At 43.3% G+C, this 21,996-nt stretch carries 21 protein-coding genes and 3 pseudogenes; 11 read left to right on the top strand and 13 right to left on the bottom strand.

Translation table 11 applies throughout. The features are described from left to right. Positions 1 to 9: 9 nt before the first annotated feature. The 6 genes from PT300_08970 to PT300_08995 all read right to left on the bottom strand — a co-directional run bounded on the left by PT300_08970 (position 10) and on the right by PT300_08995 (position 6,329). Positions 10 to 1,884 carry a DNA-binding protein gene (locus tag PT300_08970; protein ID MDF7680704.1) on the bottom strand — a complete coding sequence of 625 codons (1,875 nt, stop codon included), beginning with the start codon at positions 1,882 to 1,884 and terminating at the stop codon, positions 10 to 12. After that, positions 1,881 to 3,185 (bottom strand): site-specific integrase, encoded by a 1,305-nt coding sequence (locus PT300_08975; GenBank protein MDF7680705.1) that lies wholly within the window; start codon positions 3,183 to 3,185, stop codon positions 1,881 to 1,883. The genes PT300_08970 and PT300_08975 overlap by 4 nt, the downstream gene beginning before the upstream one ends. Further along, a complete protein-coding gene (locus tag PT300_08980) occupies positions 3,178 to 4,380 on the bottom strand; it encodes a tyrosine-type recombinase/integrase (protein MDF7680706.1) in 1,203 nt (400 codons plus the stop codon). The genes PT300_08975 and PT300_08980 overlap by 8 nt, the downstream gene beginning before the upstream one ends. 295 nt (positions 4,381 to 4,675) lie before the next feature. Beyond that, entirely contained in the window at positions 4,676 to 4,975 is a 300-nt protein-coding gene (locus PT300_08985) for a hypothetical protein (protein ID MDF7680707.1), read from the bottom strand. Positions 4,976 to 4,995: 20 nt separating this feature from the next. Further along, positions 4,996 to 5,202: an AlpA family transcriptional regulator gene (locus PT300_08990; protein ID MDF7680708.1), complete on the bottom strand. Its 207-nt coding sequence runs from the start codon at positions 5,200 to 5,202 to the stop codon at positions 4,996 to 4,998. Positions 5,203 to 5,483: 281 nt separating this feature from the next. After that, positions 5,484 to 6,329, bottom strand: coding sequence for a DUF6387 family protein (locus PT300_08995; GenBank protein ID MDF7680709.1), 846 nt, complete (start codon positions 6,327 to 6,329; stop codon positions 5,484 to 5,486). A 960-nt stretch (positions 6,330 to 7,289) separates the two neighbouring features. Here PT300_08995 and PT300_09000 point away from each other — a divergent pair. Further along, a pseudogene (locus PT300_09000) lies at positions 7,290 to 8,320 on the top strand (IS630 family transposase). Positions 8,321 to 8,797: 477 nt separating this feature from the next. On the opposite strand, the gene PT300_09005 reads toward PT300_09000, so the two are convergent. After that, entirely contained in the window at positions 8,798 to 8,986 is a 189-nt protein-coding gene (locus tag PT300_09005) for a DNA-binding protein (protein MDF7680710.1), read from the bottom strand. A 100-nt stretch (positions 8,987 to 9,086) separates the two neighbouring features. On the opposite strand from PT300_09005, the gene PT300_09010 reads away from it, so the two are divergent. After that, positions 9,087 to 9,431: a helix-turn-helix domain-containing protein gene (locus tag PT300_09010; protein MDF7680711.1), complete on the top strand. Its 345-nt coding sequence runs from the start codon at positions 9,087 to 9,089 to the stop codon at positions 9,429 to 9,431. A 227-nt stretch (positions 9,432 to 9,658) separates the two neighbouring features. Here the strand turns inward: PT300_09010 and PT300_09015 are convergent. Next, positions 9,659 to 9,976: pseudogene (locus PT300_09015) on the bottom strand (DNA adenine methylase). A gap of 11 nt (positions 9,977 to 9,987) precedes the next feature. Between PT300_09015 and PT300_09020 the strand changes: the two are divergent. From PT300_09020 to PT300_09060, 9 genes and pseudogenes are all read left to right on the top strand, one after another. Then, the gene (locus PT300_09020) at positions 9,988 to 10,440 is read left to right on the top strand and encodes a hypothetical protein (GenBank protein ID MDF7680712.1); all 453 of its coding nucleotides are present in this window, start codon (positions 9,988 to 9,990) and stop codon (positions 10,438 to 10,440) included. Next, positions 10,389 to 10,835 carry a phage BR0599 family protein gene (locus PT300_09025; GenBank protein MDF7680713.1) on the top strand — a complete coding sequence of 149 codons (447 nt, stop codon included), beginning with the start codon at positions 10,389 to 10,391 and terminating at the stop codon, positions 10,833 to 10,835. The genes PT300_09020 and PT300_09025 overlap by 52 nt, the downstream gene beginning before the upstream one ends. Positions 10,836 to 10,847: 12 nt before the next feature. After that, positions 10,848 to 11,147: a hypothetical protein gene (locus PT300_09030; protein ID MDF7680714.1), complete on the top strand. Its 300-nt coding sequence runs from the start codon at positions 10,848 to 10,850 to the stop codon at positions 11,145 to 11,147. Next, positions 11,144 to 11,365: a hypothetical protein gene (locus tag PT300_09035; GenBank protein ID MDF7680715.1), complete on the top strand. Its 222-nt coding sequence runs from the start codon at positions 11,144 to 11,146 to the stop codon at positions 11,363 to 11,365. Before PT300_09030 ends, PT300_09035 begins: the two co-directional genes overlap by 4 nt. Continuing rightward, a complete protein-coding gene (locus PT300_09040) occupies positions 11,365 to 13,581 on the top strand; it encodes a phage tail protein (protein MDF7680716.1) in 2,217 nt (738 codons plus the stop codon). The genes PT300_09035 and PT300_09040 overlap by 1 nt, the downstream gene beginning before the upstream one ends. 67 nt (positions 13,582 to 13,648) lie before the next feature. Beyond that, positions 13,649 to 14,116 (top strand): rhomboid family intramembrane serine protease, encoded by a 468-nt coding sequence (locus PT300_09045; protein ID MDF7680717.1) that lies wholly within the window; start codon positions 13,649 to 13,651, stop codon positions 14,114 to 14,116. Positions 14,117 to 14,189: 73 nt separating this feature from the next. Beyond that, a pseudogene (locus tag PT300_09050) lies at positions 14,190 to 14,336 on the top strand (IS1 family transposase). Positions 14,337 to 14,472: 136 nt separating this feature from the next. Continuing rightward, the gene (gene rsuA, locus PT300_09055) at positions 14,473 to 15,171 is read left to right on the top strand and encodes a 16S rRNA pseudouridine(516) synthase RsuA (protein ID MDF7680718.1); all 699 of its coding nucleotides are present in this window, start codon (positions 14,473 to 14,475) and stop codon (positions 15,169 to 15,171) included. A gap of 533 nt (positions 15,172 to 15,704) precedes the next feature. After that, positions 15,705 to 16,037 (top strand): YejG family protein, encoded by a 333-nt coding sequence (locus PT300_09060; GenBank protein ID MDF7680719.1) that lies wholly within the window; start codon positions 15,705 to 15,707, stop codon positions 16,035 to 16,037. 174 nt (positions 16,038 to 16,211) lie between these two features. Here PT300_09060 and PT300_09065 read toward each other — a convergent pair whose 3' ends face one another. The 5 genes from PT300_09065 to setB all read right to left on the bottom strand — a co-directional run bounded on the left by PT300_09065 (position 16,212) and on the right by setB (position 21,678). Then, positions 16,212 to 17,771: a cyclic di-GMP phosphodiesterase gene (locus PT300_09065; protein MDF7680720.1), complete on the bottom strand. Its 1,560-nt coding sequence runs from the start codon at positions 17,769 to 17,771 to the stop codon at positions 16,212 to 16,214. A 99-nt stretch (positions 17,772 to 17,870) separates the two neighbouring features. Continuing rightward, positions 17,871 to 18,452 (bottom strand): bifunctional murein DD-endopeptidase/murein LD-carboxypeptidase, encoded by a 582-nt coding sequence (gene mepS / locus PT300_09070; protein MDF7680721.1) that lies wholly within the window; start codon positions 18,450 to 18,452, stop codon positions 17,871 to 17,873. Positions 18,453 to 18,815: 363 nt separating this feature from the next. Next, positions 18,816 to 19,529, bottom strand: coding sequence for a phosphatase PAP2 family protein (locus tag PT300_09075; protein ID MDF7680722.1), 714 nt, complete (start codon positions 19,527 to 19,529; stop codon positions 18,816 to 18,818). A 228-nt stretch (positions 19,530 to 19,757) separates the two neighbouring features. Further along, positions 19,758 to 20,330, bottom strand: a complete 573-nt coding sequence (yeiP, locus tag PT300_09080) for an elongation factor P-like protein YeiP (protein MDF7680723.1) — start codon at positions 20,328 to 20,330, stop codon at positions 19,758 to 19,760. A gap of 169 nt (positions 20,331 to 20,499) precedes the next feature. Next, on the bottom strand, positions 20,500 to 21,678 hold the full coding sequence (setB, locus tag PT300_09085) for a sugar efflux transporter SetB (GenBank protein ID MDF7680724.1): 1,179 nt from the start codon (positions 21,676 to 21,678) through the stop codon (positions 20,500 to 20,502). Between the last annotated feature and the right edge of the window lie 318 nt (positions 21,679 to 21,996).

The following is a 21,996-nucleotide window of genomic DNA, read 5'->3' on the forward strand; positions in this document are numbered from 1 at the left end:
TCTCCTGTTTTAATTATTCAAAAGCTTATTAATTCTTTCCAAATTTTTTTCATGGTGTTGCAACCATTTGTCTGCACCATAATCACCATTTTCATAAGCGATCTGAGTTATTCTCTTTAATTGCATTACTTTCTCTCGGACAGATTGCAGTCTAATTCTATCTACTGAATTAATGCCCAGTGTTTCATTATCACACTCAATAACCTGATTAATTTTTACACAAGGCTTGATTAAATAGTTATGTACACAGTAACCAAATTCAGTTAAGTGTATTGCACCTTGATTAAGGTTATCAAAATCAATTGTCAATTCATTTGTGGGTATTGACTCCCTTTGACAGTAATTACTCCTATTCAATTTAATAGCTTTGATTTTATCTAACATATCTTCTTCTGACACATGGTTATAAACTCTGTTCTGATTCGCATTGATACGACCAGACCATTTAGCTATATCCAGTTCAGACATTTCACCATAATGGGCTATTGTGTTTAAAAGGTGCCGTGGCTGGTGTGAGCGAATAAGTAGTGGTTTACCTTCATCATCATAATACCCATATCGGGAAAATATATTTTTATAATTCATCTCATAGCTTTTTTTACTTTGTATATCACTGAAAAAGAAACTTTTAGTAGGCTTATAAAATGTGAAAATTGAAGTCATTCTTGATAAAGAAAATTGATCAGTATTGAGCAAGCATAAAGCATTACTAAATTTTATGGATTTTTCTTTATCATACCATGGAAAGTCTCTGCTAAAATTAGAACTAATAATTTCCCACAAATCACTCAATGAATAGTTGTAATCATTGTGGTTTAAGAAGCTTTTCCCACCATCCAAACTCGTTCTTTTAATTTTTAAAACACATGATTTATGATCAAATAAATGATATCCCAGTGCATGGCAAACTTGTACAACGGTCAATTTAGCTTTTTCATCAACTGTTGGGCAAAGCTCATGTCGGTAAAATTTATCCGGGTACTTTTCGCACCAGTGAGCAAGTGCTCTTGCATGTTGTGATAAGGAAAGTAATCTTCTAATCGCTTTCTTTGCAACTGGTATCATAACCCGTGGAATCCATTTGATATTAGGACCATACCCTTTTACCGAATAAAATCTCAACCCATATCTTTCGATACCCTTGCCATCTATTTGTGTAATCTCACAATCAGCAGGTAAGGCTAAAATTTCAGAGATTCTGCTCGGACAACAAAGTAGAAGTGCAAATACTGAACTGGTGAACTTATCCCTTGGACTCAGTAACTCATCATTTTGTGAAAAAATATCAGCAATAGCGAGTAATGCCTCTTCATCTGGTAACTTATCGCTTCGGTGATAATCCTCAATCTCAGGAAGATAATTGTTTTTGACTTTCTGTTTTACATGATTTTTCCATGAGATATATCCTGACTTCACAAGATTATGTTCACATAGAAACTTTGATATTTTTTCAAGCTGTATTCCACATTTAGCTAAAACGTTACCTTCAAAATATTTACTCCCGATCTGCATTGCCTCATCGAAAACAACGGCTGTAACATTATAAATGAGACCAGTGTTCTGAACCTGCAAAAGGGCCTGTTCGAGACATCGCAAGGCCATCATAATAACCCCATAATTTTTCAATGGTTTCAATGAGTGTTGATATCTGATATATGCTTTCGCAAAATTGATATAATCTTCGTGCATTGCATCAATGGAATCAAAGACTTTATTTCCAACCCCTATTTTTCTAAATGTTACATATCCTTTCCAGGCATACTGCTCCCAATCCTGAGTTTGGGTTAGTCCGGGCAGTTGATAGCGACAAAATTTTATAAACTCATTATAATTTTCTTCTACAAGAATATGTTTTTTTGATTTGAACAAAATAATATTATTCATAGTTGATTCACCTCACTGCGATCAATCGGAATAAAAAATATACATTGATTGCAAGGGAATCCTGAATTCTGGCTCTGGCATCTACTTGAAGAAAAAAAATTGAAATGACAACTCTTTTTCGATTTGATTCCGTTCATAAAAATATCAGCGACAAATGACAATTGTTCTGAAACAGCGGAATCAATCCTTTCAACACTGTCAGCATGATTTTTAATATAAATCCCCGCACTTGAAGTAGAGGAATGATCCAATAATTCAGCTATAGTATTAACATTATGCCCATCCTTAGCCAGCATAGTTGCTATTGTATAACGAAGCCTACGAGGAGTAACATTTAGTATCGAATCGGTACGGTTGGATATTACACCCTCATTATTAACAATACTTTTCAATGCTATATTAGCAATTGTAGGCTTCGCATATAATTTATTATATTCCAGAAGAATTGAACCTGTTATGGATAAATCTGAGAGTTTTTCCTCATTTAAGAAAATAGGAACTTCTCGTTTAGAATAATCATCAAGAGTTTTTCCAAGAGCTTGCTCAACAAGTTTCACTGATTGATTAGCTTGCAATTGAACAATTGATGCAACCTCTGATATTATTGCAAGTTCTCGATATCGTAGTTCTTTACCCCGTTGTTTAACTCGTGGCACTGAAATTACATATTCTGCTTTGCCATTATCTAAGTTCTTTTGAAGAAGGTCTTTATATTTCAACATAACTAACTGCTGAGGTCTTCTACCTGTAAGGCTGATCAATAGTGATATTGCATAATGTGGCAGTGACAGTTCACCTTTTCTATATGCATGATTCATAGCCTTAATCAAAGAAGTATGTTCTTCTTTAGTTAGTGGTCCCTCTGTTGGATCATCTTGAAGCACAGACTGACCAGATTTTTTTATCTTTAGGTCCAAATGCTTTAACAGCTCTACCGCACTTTCATCTATTCCTGGATATCCTAACTCAAACCATTTAATCAAAAATGGTCGTAAAACGCGAAATGATGCCGGGGCTTTTGATAATTTCTTATTTTGATATTCAATTAGAACCTTATCATCAATATGAGTAGGAGATAGTTTACGGATAAGACTCTCCATATTTCTAACAATATTTTTCACATACAAATAGCTGTTGCTATTAAAATAACATTGTACTGTATATACAAATCCACAAACCAAATTTTCGTTCATAGCATATATTAAGTTTGTAAGATTGATTCCGTTATTTTCAATCGAACTGACGATTTTATGCTCATGCAAAGATATTTTATCAGATTTATTTTTAATTAAATTATTCATCAAATTCTCCTTTGAATAGTTGCTCTTGTTGTTCAAGTGCAGTTTTTTTCGATAGCTCAAAAATATGCCTGCGATTATAAATCATTGAAGTTTCTGAACCCGGTCGCCATCCCATGAGATAAGAACGAATTTGTTGCTCTTTTTCATCGGATATGTCCTGATTCTTGTCTATTGCTTTCGAAAACTCATAATTCCACGTATGTCTGAGTTTGTGACCTGTCAATCCCCCTAGAAGTGAGGAGGATTGACGAACAACACTCACCACTTTGTGATATGAAGAAAATGAAATAGGTTGCCCTTGAGTTTTTCCTGCTTTATAAGTAATAAATAGGAAATCATGTTTGTTAGAATTTTTTATCTTTCTTCGATCATTCAGAATATAATCTGAAATTTCAAACATGAGCTTTGTATCAGCAATTAATTTCCTCTCACAAGTTTTAACTAATGGCTGATACACTCGCGGATCTGTTTTATCATTTGTTCTTCTTCTTATTGCAATTGTCGATTCTGCAAAATCTATATCACCAATTCGCAGATTCAAAAGTTCACCTACTCTCAGGCCGAAGCAGTGTAATAGCAGGAATATTAGATTGTTTCTTTTTTGCACTTTTTCTGAAAAAGGATTTAATTTACTACCCGGTGCAAGAATGCTAAACAAAGAATCCAATTGTTCTTTATCTAAGCTTTTTTCTATATCCATATTATATTTGTCATTGTTTCTCGGTTTCTTTCGTTTTATGTTGTTAATGAAATCTAAAATATATTTGAGAGTATCCTTCTGTCCTGTATGAGAAAGATGTATTTTGCACAGCCATTCCAGATAGTTAGCTATGGTTGTAATCCGAAAGTACTTAGTTGGTTTTTTGACATTTGAACTCCTAAAATTATCATTCTCGCCATCTCGGAAATTGAATGAAGTGAATTCAATCAAATCTTCAATTTCATGAGGAGCCAGAAATATCTTTTTCTGAATTCTTTCATCAATATTGATCTCTTTCCTCATAAAAAATCGATATAACAATGAAATGCTCCCAGCGATAACCTTCATTGTTGATATAGACTCTGACCGATTCCTGACTTGTGTTGTTATATACAAGTTTGGATAATACAATGGCTCACCAGTATCTTTATTTACAACATGACAATATCTCTCACCATTTTCGAACATAAAAGAATCTACACAAATACTGCACATATTTTCCTCCTAAACTTTACAAAAAGTATAATTCCAATATATTAATAATAAGCATTTCGTAGATTTACAAATTTATTTGGTTCGATTAAGATATTTATTTAAATTAAAACAGTGAGATAGACGATTATTCTTGTCAAATTATCATCTGGTAGATCTAGTTAATATTATGTACACCTAATACTTCGAAAACTATCTCACTGCCTTGCTAATAAACGACAACCAAAATAATGTAATTTATTCTGTAAAGTTTTAAGGTAAATTATGCAGCCAAACTTTACACTTTCATAAAAAGCTCTTAATCAATTAGATATAAAATTATCCGCTTCGCTAGGGGTTTCAATTCATCAGGACATTTAATTAGAGATAACCAGGTCTCGTAAACATATATCTGTTTGCAAGCATTAAGCTCAGAGATCGAGTCTAAAGGTTCTCTCAGATTTCCTACAAGGTACTGACTGAGCCAGTAAATGATTTCTTTATTAAACTCGTTATTAGGTAAGTCATAAATCACTTCTTGGTCAAAGATCTTGTAAAAAAGATCTCCGCATAAATTGCACATATGGTTTTCTTCGCTTACAAATTCTTCGATATTCATAAAATCGCTCCTATGTTCAATTAAGCAACATTATTTCGACTTGTTTCGATAACAGACTGAATCCAGGTATCAATCTCACTTTCAACGAAAGCTACTGCACGACTTCCAATTTTGACAGGAGCAGGAAACTTACCATCGTTGATCAGACGATATATCCAGGCTTTTCCGTAGCCAGTTCGTTCGAGAACTTCTGGTAAGCGAATGAGGCGGGTTGCTTGATTTTTCATTTCGTTATCCCTTGTCGTTGCGGTGAAGTCACTATACGAGCAGTTGGGAAAAGAAAAGAGCGAAGCTCCTGAAGCGGAGGTTCTTCGTAGCTATGCAGGATGGTTTTCTCGAAGTTGGTGCCGTACAGAAAAGGGGAACTTGAGAGTAGCTGAAATTCCCCCGTTTTATAGCAAGTGTCAAAATGCCCGGTTTAAAGTAAAAATCACAAAAAAAAAGCACCATTCACAATGATGCCTTTAGTTAATTTTCACAATTAAAACAAATAGTTATAAATGTAATTCTAATCCGATAGTTTCATTACATCAGAGACTTTCATTTGCTTCAAATGGCTATTTTTGTTCATGAAGTAATGGAATTGTCGGATAAAGTCAGTTGTGCAGGATTTAAGAGCCAAAGGCCTGTCGGTATCTTTGATTTGGCTAGACTGCCTCATTTCGCTTTCTTCGTCATCGTCTGTATATAGCAGTCTGGATAACCTGTCGTCAGAGACACGGATTTTTTTAACGGCTGCCCACACCAGGATATCCAGCATAGGTATCACACGATAACTGATGAGTTTCTTGATAGTTCCATACCCAAAGCGAACTGATTCTAAAGGATCTGGTTCGATACCTTTGATTTTACGCCACTGCGGTAATGCAGCTTTAAGCGACTCTGCAATCTCTTCGTCTGTGCCACTTGCCAAATCAATCTCGAACATGACTGTTCGTGAAAACTGATCTGGCATAATATCTGAAAGTGATTCTTCCCGAAGATCTCTGTTTATTGAATAATTGTCATCACCATCCCAAACAAAACCTCCGCGTTGCATAGCAATGATGCTCGTTTCAGCAAGGCGATCAAGAGTTGTTAGAAAAAAATGGGGAGGCTGAAAGAGTTTGTTGGCAGGAGTCATGTATCCCAGTTGCCCTTCTTCAATTAAAAAAGGATTGCCACTGAAAATTTTTGAGAAGTAACCCATAAGAGTTCTGCTCTCAAACTCTTCCCGATATTCCTTAAAGAACAAGTTACGAGCCCATATCTCATGGTAAAACTGGAGCAATGAGAGGTCTTCAAATTTGCGATATGTATCAATCTTAAACCAACTCTTGATGTCTTTTGTGTGCTCTGGTGACCAGTTGTTCAAAATCCATTCTCCACCTATGCTGGTACTGCCCTACGGATAGAATTCAGTTTTGCTGAAAAACTACCGCATTCACTAATCGGTGAAAAGCAGATCCTGCTTGCGCAGTTCAGCTACCAGCAGGGAGTTGAACTGAAGAATTTGTTTCCTTTTGATACAATTCTCCAATCCGCTAATCGTGAGAACCCATACCATTACGATTTATGGTTCCTTTTTAGAACCACACATAAAATTCAAAGTTTAAATAATATTAAAAATCAATGGAATGAATAGCTAATTACAGGGACGCCAGCCCAATTAAGCATTCGGTAGCGTTCTCTAACTATTGAAAACCCAATAAAAAGCCCTAAATCATAATGAGTTAGGGCTTTTTTAGTGCCTTTAGCATTCGTTTAGTATCATTTTAACTCGTAAACTTTGGTAGTATGTTTGGTAGTGGATAACCTGTACTACAAAAATGCGTACTACCAAAAACCATTACTACATAAAAAAGCATGTTTTCTATTTCCTATATGCTTTTTTAGGACGTCCGGCCTGTCCTGCTGTCCATAATGGCGTAACTAAATGATTTTACTTACTAGGGTGTGTTCCGTAACTGTTTTTTGTACAATACAGCATCATTGTGAGGGTGAAAAATCGCCACAAAAAGTGCATTTATCAGCCAAAATTGCCTTTTTAGAGATAATTTTTGCTTTCAATTCTGACCTTCAAATAGGTTAAGGGACACAGCCTAATATGGGTAAAAACACCCTGTCCACGGGCAGAGAAAACAGGGACACGCCCTGTCCATTCCCGGACGATCAGGGGTTAGCAGTATGCCACTCTGGTTTTTGGTAGTATGCCGGAAGACTGCACTATGCCTAAATAGCTGCGCCAAATAGTAGATCACTTTGAGGGAACTCAGCCCGGATTTTGCGATCTGATCAATCGCCAAATATCTCACATCACCTACCGGACTGAGCGATGACAATCATAGCACCAATACCCCGTGACGAACGACGCCTGATGCAGAAAACTATCCATAAAACACGCGATAAAAACCATGCCCGCAGGCTGACCGCCATGCTGATGTTGAGCCGCGGGTTCAGTGTCAGCGATGTTGCCCGAACTCTCTGCTGTGCCCGTTCATCCGTCGGGCGCTGGATTAACTGGTTTACCCTGTATGGCGCGGAAGGCCTGATATCACTGAGTCCGGCCGTGAACGCAAATGGCCATTTGAACAAATCTGCAAACTGCTGGTTCTGCTCGTCAGCCGCTCTCCCGGTGATTTCGGTTATCAGCGCTCCCGCTGGAGCACCGAACTGTTAGCAATAAAAATCAACGAGATAACCGGATGTAAACTTCATCCCGGTACAGTCCGCCGCTGGCTGCCTTCCGCGGGGCTGGTGTGGCGCAGAGCAGCACCCACTCTACATATACGCGATCCGCATAAAGAAGAGAAAATGGCGGCAATCCATAACGCGCTGGAGCAATGCAGCGCAGAAAACCCGGTGTTTTACGAAGATGAGGTGGATATTCATCTCAACCCGAAAATCGGTGCTGACTGGCAGTTACGCGGGCAGCAAAAACGGGTGGTCACACCCGGTCAGAATGAAAAATATTATCTGGCAGGTGCATTGCATAGTGATACAGGAAAGGTCAGCTATGTAGGCGGCAGTAGCAAATCCTCATCTTTATTTATCAGTCTGTTAGAGCATCTGAAAGCGACGTATCGCCGTGCAAAAACGATAACGCTCATCGTGGATAACTACATTATTCACAAGAGTGAGAAAACACGAAACTGGCTGAAAGCGAACCCGAAGTTCAGAGTAATTTATCAACCTGTATACTCGCCATGGGTGAATCATGTTGAGCGGTTATGGCTGGCGCTTCACGATACGATAACCCGAAACCACCAGTGCCGTTCGATGTGGCAACTGTTGAAAAAGGTTCGCCATTTTATGGAAACCGTCAGCCCATTCCCCGGAGGTAAACATGGGCTGGCGAAAGTGTAGCGGTATTAGGCGCAGCTATTTAGGATTATTACGCCTTTAACACCTACTGAAGTTGCTAACGCTAAAGCCAAAACAGATCCGGTTACAGGTAAAAAGCAGGACACCCCCTACCGTGATGGTGACGGGCTAGAACTTATGGTGAAAGCATCGGGTACCGGAACTGGAAACTGAATTTGCTCTCATAGTCATAACCTCAACACTCGATAGGTTGCAGTTTTCGGGAGACCTCATAGTCTGAAAGTTCCACAATCCCCTGATCTGCTGGGCCTCTCAGTCCGACAAATTCCTTTACACTAATAATGGTGCGTGCTTTCAAACCATAACTGTTACGAGGTATCCTTTTGATAACAGTAGCTTCCAGGTAGTCCTGCCCGCACTGTAATAGAACACGCATCCGAGGTTTTAAAATGGTAGCCTTCATGTCATTCATTCTCCTTTTTGCAATATGTGATAACCTGTTACGCAGGTTGTAAAATGTTAGGCTGCCTGGATCGCTGATTTCAGTCCCAGTTTGACGGCAATCTCGTGTGATTTGCCGTAGCGTCCTTTGGTTTGACCGTTGAGTACACGGTAAACTTCATTGCGGCTATAGCCATGTTCTTCAGCCCAGCGAGTGAACGTAATTCCCCGTTGCCGGAAGTGCGACTTAACTTGTTCCGCAGTCATCGTTGTCTCCTTGATTGATGCAATGATGTTTGCCTTATGTGTGATAGATTATGGTGCAGATATCCTCACCAGTCAACCTATATAGTGCAGAAAAACTCACATGATCGGTTTGCGTATTAAAGAAGAAAGAGAACGACTATCACTTACTCAGCAAGGAATAGCAGATGCTATTGGTGTTGCTAAAAGAACTTTTATTGACTGGGAGAAAGATCGTACTTCTCCGACTGCAGTGCAGTTATCTGCACTATCAAATATTGGTGTAGATGTTTTGTATGTTGTTACTGGCGTACCAAGTCAGTCAGTAGTGCAAGTGCATCCAGAGCATTCTTCTGAGAAGCAAGAACTGATAGATGCATTTGATAATATGACGCCGGAACAACGGAGGGCCATTCTTGAGGTTGGCAAGGTTCTCACTCAGCCAAAATCAGGCAGGCTTGCTGGATAATGTAACGCTGATATTCAGTTTCTACCCTGACAAAACCTCCCAAGGGCCACCGCCAATACGTGGCCCTACTGTTTCAGTACAGAAAAGCTCAAAAATTATTGATTTAGATGGATACCGAAATAAACAGGAAAAATAAAATGTGTATAAAATTTGAATCATTATCATTACTTGCTCATTTCACCAGCAAATCACTTTTCAGCACCACGTTATCACCACCACTTTCCTTGTTAAAAATTACAAATCACCAGTTCCCTGCGCGCAGTGGGCTGCCCACTAACGGCCAGGTTGTATTTAACAGCTAAAGACTGCTGTCTCAATCCCCGGAATATTTCCCGCATTTCGGGGATATCATTGACGGAAACAATCAGCTTCCCCTTTATACTACGTGCCAGTTCCGCCAGTCGCTGATAATTATCCAGCTCAAACGCAACGCCATAGCCCTCAGTTCCCCAGTACGGTGGGTCGCAGTAAAACAGCGTGTATGAACGGTCGTAACGTGTAACACATTGCTGCCAGTCGAGGTGTTCTATCAGTGTTCTGGATACAGGATTGTCGAATGAGCACGGGCTATCTCACTCCTGGCAGAGCGCTGATCCGGCCACCCGTCAGCAGTAATGTCCACAAACTAGTCACCCGTCAGGGTGGGGCCAGACTGGCACTACCGACAACGTTATTACCTGCTGGTATCGCGACCCGTCCAGTCAGTACAGCTAGTCAGACACATCACAACGGCTATCTGGCGGATGCCTGGCTCAGTCGTTTTTACAACCGCATCAGACTGCTGCCAGCGGCAATTTCACTGGGAGCAGTCAGCTCTGTACAGACCGTCAGGGTAAAAGTCTGGAATGCCTGGCTTAAATCCCAGACACTGCTGGCTGTTACGGTCAGTGGTAGTGATGGTATTCGCATTAGTGGCCCGCAAACACCACGGCAGTTTAACCGCCTGGCAGTATATGAGTGGGAGATATCAGCCTCGCGGCCACGTTCACCCGCTCCGGTGTACGGTTAACCTGGGGCCGGGCCTGTCCGTATGCGCTATACGATGTAAACTGCCGGGTTAATCCGAGCCAGTATGCGGTGGCACTGATTATTACTGCCCTGACAGGTAACGGAATCACCGTCAATCTGCCTGCAGCCACGCCTGACGGCTGGTTTAGTGGTGGTTATATCGAATATCAGGTGGGTGGTGTATTGCAGCGCCGGGGAGCACGTAGCCACACTAATAACACGATTGCCCTGTTTGGTGGTTGTGACGGCCTGAGTGTCGGGCAGGAAATTACCGCCTATCCTGGCTGTGATCTGACAATAACCACCTGTAATAACAAGTTTGCTAATTGCCTGAATTATGGAGGCATTCCACACCTGCCTGATGTCAACCCGTGGCAGATTATTAAAGTTTTTTAACGGAGGTGATTTATGTTGGCGTTTATCCCGGAGTTATTGCAGCCGACTCAGGTGGTAATTGATGGTCACGTCGTAGCACAAGCCTATTGGCAGATTGTCTACTATATCGCGGTAATGATCGCCAGCTATTTTCTGAACCAAGCGTTAACGAAAAAGGTACGTAATAAAACCGAAGCGGCGACTGCTGATAGCTGGCAGTTTCCCCAGACAGATGAGGGAACACCGCAATGTATTTTTTTCGGTGACTGCTGGACGGAAGACTGGCAGGTTCTGGCGTATGGTAATTATCGTTATCAGGCGATTAAAAAATGAAGCAAATTCAAACCGAGATATTTATCACTATGGCAGATATTCGTGCTGCCGGTGGCTGCGCACGCGGAGCACGGACGTGGTTTAAACAATATAACCTCGATTTTCGTCAGTTTATTCAGACGGGCAGGATCAGTAGCCAGATATTGCTGAAGACTGGTGATGCGTTTGCATTACGGGTAGTCAATCTGGCTCGGCAGAATAGCAACAGGAGCCAGTAATGGGCGGTAAAAAAAAGAAGGTAACCGTCGGTTATAAATATTTCTGGGATATTCACGCGGGACTTGGCCGGGGGCCGATTGACGAACTGGTGGCTATTATCGCTGATAAAAAAGTTATTCTTGCCACTACACCACAACAAATTACGACTAACACCAGTATTTATATTGATAAACCCGATTTATTTGGCGGTACAGAAACCAGCGGCGAAGGCGGTATTAAGGGGTGGCTTGATGTGATGTTTGGTGAACCTGACCAGCAACCTGGTGCACGGTTACGTAACCTGTTGAGCGGATTAGTGCCTGGTTTTCGCGGTATTGTCAGCACTCTGTTTTCTGGTCTGGTCAGTGCCTACAGCGCCAGCCCGAAGCCGTGGGTCTACCGGGTACGGCGCGTTAAAAAGGGCTGGGATAATGGCGTGGTCTGGTACCCGGAAAAAGCACTGATTAAGCTAAACAATGGCGATGCGGTACTGAGTGGAGATATAAAAGGTGCCGCTGAGGAAAATTACCGCGCTATTTACGCGATGAATCCGGCGCATATTCTGGTGCAGGCAGCAACCAGTCGGGAATGGGGGCGCGGTTTATCGCTGAATGACGATCTGGATTTGAATGCCTATCAGCAGATGGCCGATACGCTGTATAACGAAAATTTCGGTCTCTGTTTTCGTTATAATCGCCAGGATTCGCTGGATAATTTTATTCAGCAAATCTTAGACCATATTGGTGCAGTACAATATTGTGATTTATCCAGTGGTAAATTAACTGCCAGATTAATTCGGAACGATTATAACATCGCGGATTTGCCGTTATTCACCTGTGATAACGGTATTCTCAGTGTGCAGGATGATGACAGTGCCGCCAGTGATAATGCACCCAATGAAATTGTTGTAAACTGGCATGATCCAGTGAGTAATACTGACAGTTCAGTCCGGGCGCAGAACCTCGGCGCAATCCAGTCAGTGGGACTGATTAGTGAAAAACGCGACTATCCAGCACTGCCCACCTGGTCACTGGCTGCCCGTGTGGCCCAACGTGATCTCGAAGCCGGTGGCAGTGGATTAAACCGGTTTGCACTAAAAATGGATCGTCGGGCCTGTCAGTTAACACCAGCTGGTGTTTTCCGTATTTCTCTGCCAGAACACAATATTACTAATATGGTAGTTCGGGTCGGTAGCCTGAAAGAAGAGCAGGATGGTTCGATAACAGTCAAAGTTGTGCAGGACGTATTTGGATTACCTTCGACGGTTTATAGCAGCAGCCAGCCACAGGGACAATGGACGCCCCCGGATACAGCGCTATGCCCGGTCACACAACAGAGGCTGTTAGAAATTCCATATGCCTCGCTGGCTGCCGGAATGAGTACAGCAGACCTGAATGCCCTGACAGCAGAAATCTGTATGATGGGGATTCTGGCTGTTGCCCCGACAGCAACATCAATTAATTACACTATCCAGTCACGCACTGGCAGTGCTGACTATCTCGATCACGGTACGGGGGACTGGACGCCAGCAGGATTACTGCTCACTGATATTGACCGTCTGGACAGTGTTATTGCTGTCTCGTTTAACAACGCGACGTTTACAACTGGAGACGCCCTGCTGATTGATGATGAAATTGTCCGTATTGACAGTATTGATTTGGCTGGCGGTACGCTTACAACGGGACGTGGTTGCGCAGATACTGTGCCACAAAAACATAAAGGCGGTGCGATTATCTGGTGCTATGACGGCTGGCTGGAGAGTGATGGTGTTGACTACCTGCCAGGGGAAACGGCCAGTGTCAGACTACTGACGACAACTGCGAACGGGTCACTGGATGCCTCCGTGGCCACTGTTCAGACACTCAAATTCCGCCAGCGCCAGGCGCGTCCCTATCCACCAGGTAATGTCCGGGTGAACGGCAAACTCACTACTACGCTGCCAGCACTAACAGAACCCGGCCTGACGTTATCGTGGTCACACCGCGACAGATTGTTGCAGGCAGATAATCTGGTTTCCCACAGCGAAGCTGATACGGGGCCAGAAGCCGGAACGCAATACCGAATCACGTTACTACAGGGGACGCGGATTGTTCGCACGATTATCACCAGTGAAACAAGCTGGAGCTGGCCTGACCCGGTGGCAGTAGAAGGTGAGATATTTAACCAGATTACGCTATGCAGTGAACGCGATGGTCTGCAAAGCTGGCAAGAGTACAAGCTTACAAAACCGGTGTGATATGCAGCATCGATGTCTGCCAGTTACATGGTCAGTATTGATTATAAGCCTGTTTATATATGGCGTAATGCAAACAGGCGAATCACAATCTGTAATGATGCTATTGAGCTGGCCAAAAACTAACGTAAGCCCTGAGATATGGCGCTACGTTAGCCATTCTCTTATTCATTTTTCTTTTGCTCACTTATTTAGCAATATGCTGGGATGGTGCTATCTCGCAGGCAGAATGGAAAGCAATCAGGGTAGCCTGCAATTATTGATACTAACGTTGACTGCTGCAATAACTGGTGGGATGGCACAGTTTATGGCAAATGGAATATGGTTTGGAGGTCTCTCTGGTGTGCTGTATGCCCTGACAGGATTTTTGTGGTTACAGGGTGAACGTAATCACGTCAGTGATTTATATCTGTTAAGAGGATTAATGTTGTTGACAGTGAGTGGTCTGTTTATCCGCTGGGATGAGCAACCTGGTATTGCCCAAGTCGCCCACAATGCTGGATTGATGACGGGGCTGTTAGTAGCGTGTTTTTTGTAATTCATTTTCGTATACTGAAAATAAATTCAACGTGATTTATCGCGCGTTTCGAGGTGCATTTATCGCGCGCGGCATCAGTAAGCTTTACACGCAGCGGATTGCGCGGGAAAATCTGAATCTGCGTAACCGCTTAAATCGTAAGACCCTGGGGTATTCAAAATCTGTTGAGATGCATAACAGGATCATCGGTACTTTTATTGAGCGCGAATATGATGTTTGAGACAATATAAACACACTGAATACATCACTCTTTTTCTGTTCCTCTTGAGTGACATGAAGAGCCCGCTATACTAACCGCTTCATTTCTTTTTTTCGGGCCAGTGCCCGTTTCAGTATGATCACAGGCAAAAAAACTTATGCGACTTGGTAAATTTATCGCCCAGCAACTGGGTATCAGCCGGGCTATGGCTGGTCGTGAAATCCGCAGCAGCCGTGTGTTGGTGGATAATAAAATCATCAAGGACGCTTCATTTCAGCTCCAGCCGGAGCATGAGGTGAAGTATAATGATACTCCGCTGATCCAGCACCGTGGCTGGCGGTATTTTATGCTCAATAAACCGCAGGGATACGTCTGTTCTACCGATGATCCTGATCATCCGACTATCATCTATTTTCTCGATGTACCGATGGCAAACAAACTGCATGCCGCAGGTCGCCTCGATATCGATACCACCGGACTGGTACTGATAACTGATGATGGAAAATGGTCACATAGGATCACCTCACCGCGTCATCATTGTGAGAAGACATACCGGGTAACGCTGGCATATCCACTGGATGAACGAACAGTAGAGCAGTTTGCCAAAGGAATACAGTTGCATAATGAAAAAGAATTAACGAAGCCTGCGCGTCTTGAAGTCCTGACACCGACTGATGTCCGTTTGACGATTGTTGAAGGGCGCTATCATCAGGTGAAACGCATGTTTGCCGCTACCGGTAATCATGTGGTTGCACTGCATCGTGAACGTATCGGCAATATCATACTGGACAGTGCACTGGCACCGGGTGAATACCGTCCATTGACGGAAGAAGAAATTAGCCATATTAGTCTGTAACTCATCGCCGATGGAATAGGATATCCTCTGATAAATAGACATCAACTGTATTTGGCTGATTATTTCTGGCCTCTCGCCTATATCAGATAACCCCTTTATTGATCACATTTCCAACTCTGGTAGCCGCATTATCTGCGTTACCGGAGAGGGAATTGTCTGTCTTTATAATATAATTCAACTAACCTTTAAATTATCAATTGTTATTATCTATCAATATTGGCAAATATTTATCTTCTGAATTTGATTCCCGTCATCATTCACCGTGGGAATATGGAGGAAATGTTTGTTTTATGTAAAATAAAGTTACGTAAAGAATCGTATTATTAAGCTAAAAAAGTTGCTATAGATCCCAAAATTAGGGATATATAACACCATTGAGTTTCTGTTGTGAAATGATGGCATCCGGGTAAAGGTGCATTAATGCTGATATAGCAGGAAGATAAACGGTTCTGATACCATTGATGATTATTTTTCACCAGTTTGTCTGCATTGATGTAAAATAATTGTTAATAATTATATGCCGGGGAAACGATATGGATATATTACAACGCGCTGTCGTAAGTCGTTTGCCACAGTATTATCGATGGCAGGCGGGGTTTACAGGTTCAAAGGTGGAGCCTGTTCCACAAAATGGGGTACAGACTGAAAATAATCTGGTGGCTATCAAATTGATTAGTCCGGAAGGCGAAAATGCGTGGCCAGCCATGAATAAAGTCGGCCAGGCGCTGAGTGGTATTGATGTCGATTGCTCTATCATTGAGTACGACGACGCACCCTGTCTGTTTGTTAAACAACAGGATGAGTTTCTGGCAATCGGCCGACTGAAAAACTTCGGTGTGGCGATCGCTGAGCCATTTTTAGTTTAACGTTCTGTTCTGAGGAGATATTGAGTATCAGAAACGGGTCAGTGCATGCCCGTTATGGAATGTTAAAAGAGAGCACGATTCTCTTTCCTTGCCCCATGATTCATCTTTTTAGTAACACGATAACCTGGTGGGATCATGTGCATCATCCTATCGGGTCTGTTCAGTATGTGATCATCAGCCTGTAAAATATTTTACCTGCTGCTTATGTGCCGCAATTAACGCTTCCAGACGCAAAGGCTGACTCAGCCAGTAACCTTGCAGATAATCAACACCATGTCGGGTCAGCCACTCCGCTTGTTCTGGTGTTTCCACCCCTTCGGCAACGGTAGTCAATTGCAGGTGGCGGCTCAGCTTCAGGACCGCATCGAGAACAGGAGAGGTGACAGTTTCGGTATCAATGCCTTGCACGAATCGGCGATCGATTTTCAGAAAGTCGAAGTTATAACGTTCAAGGTAGATCAGGGCGCTGTGACCGGTACCAAAATCATCAATGGCGATTTCCACTCCTTGTCGGTGTAACCAGTCGAAATTCGCCTCGGACTGGCTGGTATCGATCATAGCGCGTTCGGTCATTTCCAGCACAAGATTGAAGTGACCCTCTGGCAGAGCGGCAACGAATTGCTGTATATCGTGCTGAAAACAGCTACTTTGCAGGTGGGCTGGTGAGATATTGATGCCTAACTTACTCCCGGCCGGAAGAATGGTCTGTAACATTGGTGCGTCGAGCGCGAGCAGGGTTAGTAAATGATGTGTCAGCGGCACGATCATTTGTTGCTTTTCGGCAAGGCGAATAAACACATCCGGTGGGATTTCGCCTGCCGCTGGATGATGCCAGCGCATCAGCACTTCAACGCCGACAATTTGTAAGCTATTGGCTTTTACCACTGGTTGATAGACGAGATAAAACTGATGATTTTTCATCGCGGTTTGCAGAATTTTACGCGGTCCACATTTTATCGCCATGATATAGTAGCCAGCGAAACCGGCTAACACACCACACACCACGCTTAACAGCAGGATAAACTGCATATTTCTTTCTGATAATTGACCGCTGGTATAGAGAGAGAGCTTTAGCGGTAATCCCTGGACCGGTATCTGCCGCGTCGGTTTGTCCGGCAGTGTTCGCAGATCAACAGGACTGTTTTTTAATCTGAAAATAGCTTTATCGTCAACCACCAGCGCAATTTTACTGAAATTATCCGGATGATCGGAATAGAGAAGGTAAGGTATCAGGTTGGGATTCATTGAGACATACACTCCATCCTGATCTTCATCTGAGCTACGCAGCCACATCGCCAGCCGGGCTCGTGGTATCCCGGATGATCCAGACAGTAACTGCAGATCGAGTGCTTTATGCGGGTTGATTTGTGGAATAATCTGAGTCAGCGGGACATTTATCGCGCCCGTCGTGGAGGAGCAAATAACATGTCCTCTTTTTATCAGCATGAACATACTGACATCGAGCTCAAATATCGTTTGTGCCGACGGGCTGGATAAAATGCTTTGACAATCCTGATCAGCCAGCGTTTGCAAATGAGTAATCGCTTTATTAAGTTCGCTGAAATGCTCAGTCAGATGGGTGCTGATATTATTGATAATGGTATCAAGCCGTTCAGTGCGGCTGTGATAGAGTGCTATAGATTGTATCACGCCAGCCAGCAGCGCGGCAGCGATGCCGATAAATATGCTGGTTAACCAGATATTGCGCCGGGATGAAAAGTAATGAGTCAGCATCGTTTAGTATTTGTGGATAGTCATGGAATAAGATTCTTCCCTATTCCTTGTCCGTATCCAGATTGATTGCATCAGAAACAGGGGTCAGGATGGCGCTAATTACGAATGGCTTAAAATCCGGCGTGCGTTATCGTAGCGCTTTTTCCAGTAAGGATCATTCATACTGGATATGGTCACTCCCTGGGTGGTCGATGCATGAACAAACTGGTCGTTGCCGATATAAATTCCCACGTGACGTCCGGTAGAACCCGCCCGAAACAGAACCAGGTCACCCATGCGGAGTTGAGAACGTAAAATCGATTTCCCTGAGTTTTGTTGTTCATAAGAGGAGCGCGGAAGTTCAAGCCCAAATTGCTCCCGGAAAGTACGTTGCACGAAGCCCGAACAATCAATGCCATTTTGTCCACTGCCGCCCAGGCGATAGCGAACACCCTGCCAGCGGGTATATTGTTCCATCAAGCGGGATTTAATATCAAGATTGTGCACCATGGCTTCAAATTCGTTCTGAGAAGTTTGTAGCGATGAGAAGTCTTCATGATTCTCAGAAGAGGGATTCTTTATGGTATGGCTGGTTGCGCTGCAGGCGGAAAGCAAAATAGAGACGAGAATAGCGAGGATCAACCGCATAATGTGTTTTATAACAGGCCAGGATTTGACGGTCCTGCTGAAGGTTCTTAACAACGGTGTCACAGTAAAAATAGAAAACACAATAAAATCCGATCACATACCATCAATAAGCAATAAGACAATTCCTTAAAATGCACGGTAATACCTACATTTTACTAACAGGATTGACCTTACCATGAAGCTGACGGTCAGAGAGATTACCGTATTAACGCTATGATGACGAGTAGTTTTATGCAATTTATTGTAAGTATTGGCGTTGCAAGATGAAGGGATGTAAAGAGGAAAACACCGTGTAAGAGCAATAATCCACAAGTCTGCTGGTCGATACCATTATCGATATGACCAGCGAGAAGCTCATGGTATGCGCTGGCACCAGCGGAATCATTCGCGAAATAAGCGCAGAGCACCATTGTCTATTTAAAGACTAAAATTCCCTATTCTGAGCGGAATGATATGATTAAACCACGCAATAAGTTTATCGCTGAGTGATGTCAATAAGATCCACGGTGCGCCAATCAGTATCGCCGATAATGAACCGACGATAATATCCGTAAACCAGTGAGCGCCAATCATCACCCGGGGAAAAGCAAAAACAATAAAAATAACCAGGGCAATAATAAAAGCACGAGAGCCAAAATAGCGCCACATAAAGGCCGCGAATACCAGCAACATCATGCCATGATCACCCGGAAAACTATCTTTCGAGGCATCTTTGGTTGGCAAAGAGACGACGTCACGGACTCTGACGATATCACTAAAAGCGAGGGAGGGACTGCTACGGTCAACCGGCATCAGATGTTGCGCCAGTTGATTAATAATCAACGCCGAAAGCAACATAACCAAACCTATCATGACGATCCGACGTCGTTCAGCATGCTGGCCTTTTAGCCAGAAGGATAACATCAGAGCGCCCATCGCCAGTAAAGAGCAGGCATCGAAAACCCGATGGTTGATCAATGCCAGCAGCAGGGCGTAGCTATGACTTTTTGCTACCCATTGATTAAAAAAATGGAAAATGGCGGCATCCAGCGGATACCAGAAACCGTGATTAGCCGGGAGATACCATGAGAAAAAGAGTATCAAACCCATCATATTAAGTAACAAAATCAGCGGCAGTCGATTTTTAATCATAGTCGTTATGAATTGTGTCAAATGGCTAAGAAACATAACTGTATTATGTTAAACGAAATTTCAACAAAGCAGTGAGCCATCCTGTTTCGTTGTCACGATTGACGAGGGGTAGCTTTATGTTACCCCTTAGCGCCTGGCCCATCAGGCTATTTTAGTGGCCATTTTGCCCCTCGGCAGTGCTCGAAGTCCTCAGGTACTCCCTGTACGCTGTGTTATCCGGTGATATTGTCAATCTGCGCGCCCCATATAACGTTTTTCTTCAATATGAATGCGAATTTTATCACCGCCAGACAGGTGTTCCGGCACCTGAATTACCAGTCCGGTACTCAGGGTGGCGGGTTTAGTACGGGAGCTGGCAGAGGCACCTTTAATCCCTGGTGCGGTTTCAATGATCTCCAGATCGACGGTAGGTGGCAGTTCCAGCGCCAGCAACTGACCATCCCAGGTTAATACCTGCATATCCGGCATGCCGCCTTCAGGAATAAAAACCAGTTCATCTTTAATCTGCTCTTTATTAAAGGTGTAAGGCGTGAAATCTTCTTTATCCATAAACACATATTCATCGCCATCGACATACGAGAAATCAACCGGACGGCGCGTCAGCGTGACCGTATCGACAATGTCATCCCCTTTGAAACGCTCTTCCACTTTCAGGCCAGTGCGGACATCAGAGAAGCGCATTTTATAGAGTGTTGCGGCGCCACGGGCGCTCGGCGACTGAATATCAATATTTTTTACAATCAGGAGTTTTCCGTTGTAGTTCAGTACCATACCTTTTTTTATTTCATTCGCTCTGGGCATTGTTATCATCCTGTCAATGAAGGTTGAAAAATATCGCGTAAAACTACTCGCACCCGGCTGTTCAGGCAAGCGGAATGAATAAAATCACGGGAAACAAAGGAAATAAATCCGTTCGCCATGTTGATAATCTCCGTCAGTAGCACGGGTATCGCGACATCAGATGCGGACATTATATATCTTTAATTCGCCACAAACTCATCTGACTGATCCCGGCCATTATCAATGCAATCCAGAAAACGGTATGATAGTTCCAGAGTTCCGCCACGACGCCCGCCAGTGAACCGGCGATGATCCAGCCGACACGACTGGCATTCGTATATAAAGTGGTGGCTGACCCCGCCTGACCGGGCATCAGATCCTGAAAATAGAGCATCCCGATCCCGGCCAGAATACCGATAAAGATCGCGTTGAGTAGTTGTAACGCCAGCAGTTCTGCGGGGGTATCGGCGAGGAGCATACCGCTGTAAAACAGTAAACCTGCCGCTGCCGCAAGACGCATCAAAAAACGCTTACCAAAGCGTTTTGCATAATAGCCTGCGATTAACATCACCGGAATTTCCAGCCCGGCCGCCGTACCCATCATCAACCCCACCAGTTTTTCAGGCAGTTTCAATTCGTTAATGATAAACAGTGGCATATTAATCAGATACAGGCTATTGCTGCCCCACATTAATGTACAGATGATAAAGAGCAACAGCACATCATGACGATTGACACGCGGGGCTTCGACGTGTGTAGCGCCTGGCTGCTCCTCTTTACGCATCCCCGGCAGCCATCGCCAGACCATGGCAGTACAAATGATAAAAGCGATAGCAGCACAGAGATACATCACGGTAAAGCCAAAACCCATCGCCAGTGCATAAGCCAGTGGTGGCCCGATAACCCACGATAGCGAAACCTGAGCGCGCAGAATGCTGCTAAACATCACAGCCTCGCGTCCGGTTTTATCTGCATATTCGCGTGCCAGGGCGAACATTTGTGGATTGGCAGTGGAGCCAAAACTATTCAGGACGACACCGACAAAAAGCAGAATGAAGTAATTACGATTCCAGGCAAACAGTACGCAGGCGACCGCCCCCAGCAGACAGCAGAAAATAATAAGTTGTTTGCGATCGCCCCGGCGATCTGAACGCCCGGCGAGGAACTGACTGACGAAAATGCCGATAATGGCACTGCCGGTAAAAAAGAAACCGACCATGGCGGGCCGTGCGTGAACTTCATCGCTCAAAAACAGGCTCAGTGTAGGTGTTTGTAACGCACCGGCAATCCCCGTCAGGAAGGCAACGCACAGGAAAGCAAACGAGGTCAGATTAAATCGGCCCCTCAGAAAAGAACCACTATTTTGCATAAGTAAGAAAGTGAATCAGCGTTATCAGAGCGGATGATTTTACGCGCGATAACAATAAATAGATATCTCTGTCATTGGACTGATGGTTGATCAGTGAGTGATGTCGTGATCGCGGGTGATCAAATTATCTGTCTTGCTGGCGTCTTTTCACGCTACCAGCCAGGCATCTGAACAACGGCTGACAGGTCACTGGATTTCAGCAAAAGCTGAAATCAGGACAGAAATCTGCGGCCGATTCAGCATAAAACATGCGGTACTTCTTATTTCTGATATCGAATATCCAACTATTCTTGCGCAATAGGTAATACAGGTTCAGAA

This window comes from Enterobacteriaceae bacterium ESL0689, assembly GCA_029433525.1.
GTDB lineage: Bacteria > Pseudomonadota > Gammaproteobacteria > Enterobacterales > Enterobacteriaceae > JAQTIF01.

Bases quoted from the DNA above. Each gene is read 5' to 3' on its own strand.
- PT300_08990 (MDF7680708.1), bottom strand. From the start codon at position 5,202: ATGAAAAATCAAGCAACCCGCCTCATTCGCTTACCAGAAGTTCTCGAA.
- PT300_09060 (MDF7680719.1), top strand. From the start codon at position 15,705: ATGGATATATTACAACGCGCTGTCGTAAGTCGTTTGCCACAGTATTAT.
- PT300_09065 (MDF7680720.1), bottom strand. From the start codon at position 17,771: ATGCTGACTCATTACTTTTCATCCCGGCGCAATATCTGGTTAACCAGC.
- PT300_08980 (MDF7680706.1), bottom strand. From the start codon at position 4,380: ATGTGCAGTATTTGTGTAGATTCTTTTATGTTCGAAAATGGTGAGAGA.
- PT300_09020 (MDF7680712.1), top strand. From the start codon at position 9,988: ATGAGCACGGGCTATCTCACTCCTGGCAGAGCGCTGATCCGGCCACCC.
- PT300_09035 (MDF7680715.1), top strand. From the start codon at position 11,144: ATGAAGCAAATTCAAACCGAGATATTTATCACTATGGCAGATATTCGT.
- setB (MDF7680724.1), bottom strand. From the start codon at position 21,678: ATGCAAAATAGTGGTTCTTTTCTGAGGGGCCGATTTAATCTGACCTCG.
- PT300_08985 (MDF7680707.1), bottom strand. From the start codon at position 4,975: ATGAATATCGAAGAATTTGTAAGCGAAGAAAACCATATGTGCAATTTA.
- PT300_09010 (MDF7680711.1), top strand. From the start codon at position 9,087: ATGATCGGTTTGCGTATTAAAGAAGAAAGAGAACGACTATCACTTACT.
- PT300_09005 (MDF7680710.1), bottom strand. From the start codon at position 8,986: ATGACTGCGGAACAAGTTAAGTCGCACTTCCGGCAACGGGGAATTACG.
- PT300_08975 (MDF7680705.1), bottom strand. From the start codon at position 3,185: ATGAATAATTTAATTAAAAATAAATCTGATAAAATATCTTTGCATGAG.
- PT300_09040 (MDF7680716.1), top strand. From the start codon at position 11,365: ATGGGCGGTAAAAAAAAGAAGGTAACCGTCGGTTATAAATATTTCTGG.
- PT300_08970 (MDF7680704.1), bottom strand. From the start codon at position 1,884: ATGAATAATATTATTTTGTTCAAATCAAAAAAACATATTCTTGTAGAA.
- PT300_09075 (MDF7680722.1), bottom strand. From the start codon at position 19,529: ATGATTAAAAATCGACTGCCGCTGATTTTGTTACTTAATATGATGGGT.
- PT300_09045 (MDF7680717.1), top strand. From the start codon at position 13,649: ATGCAAACAGGCGAATCACAATCTGTAATGATGCTATTGAGCTGGCCA.
- rsuA (MDF7680718.1), top strand. From the start codon at position 14,473: ATGCGACTTGGTAAATTTATCGCCCAGCAACTGGGTATCAGCCGGGCT.
- yeiP (MDF7680723.1), bottom strand. From the start codon at position 20,330: ATGCCCAGAGCGAATGAAATAAAAAAAGGTATGGTACTGAACTACAAC.
- PT300_09030 (MDF7680714.1), top strand. From the start codon at position 10,848: ATGTTGGCGTTTATCCCGGAGTTATTGCAGCCGACTCAGGTGGTAATT.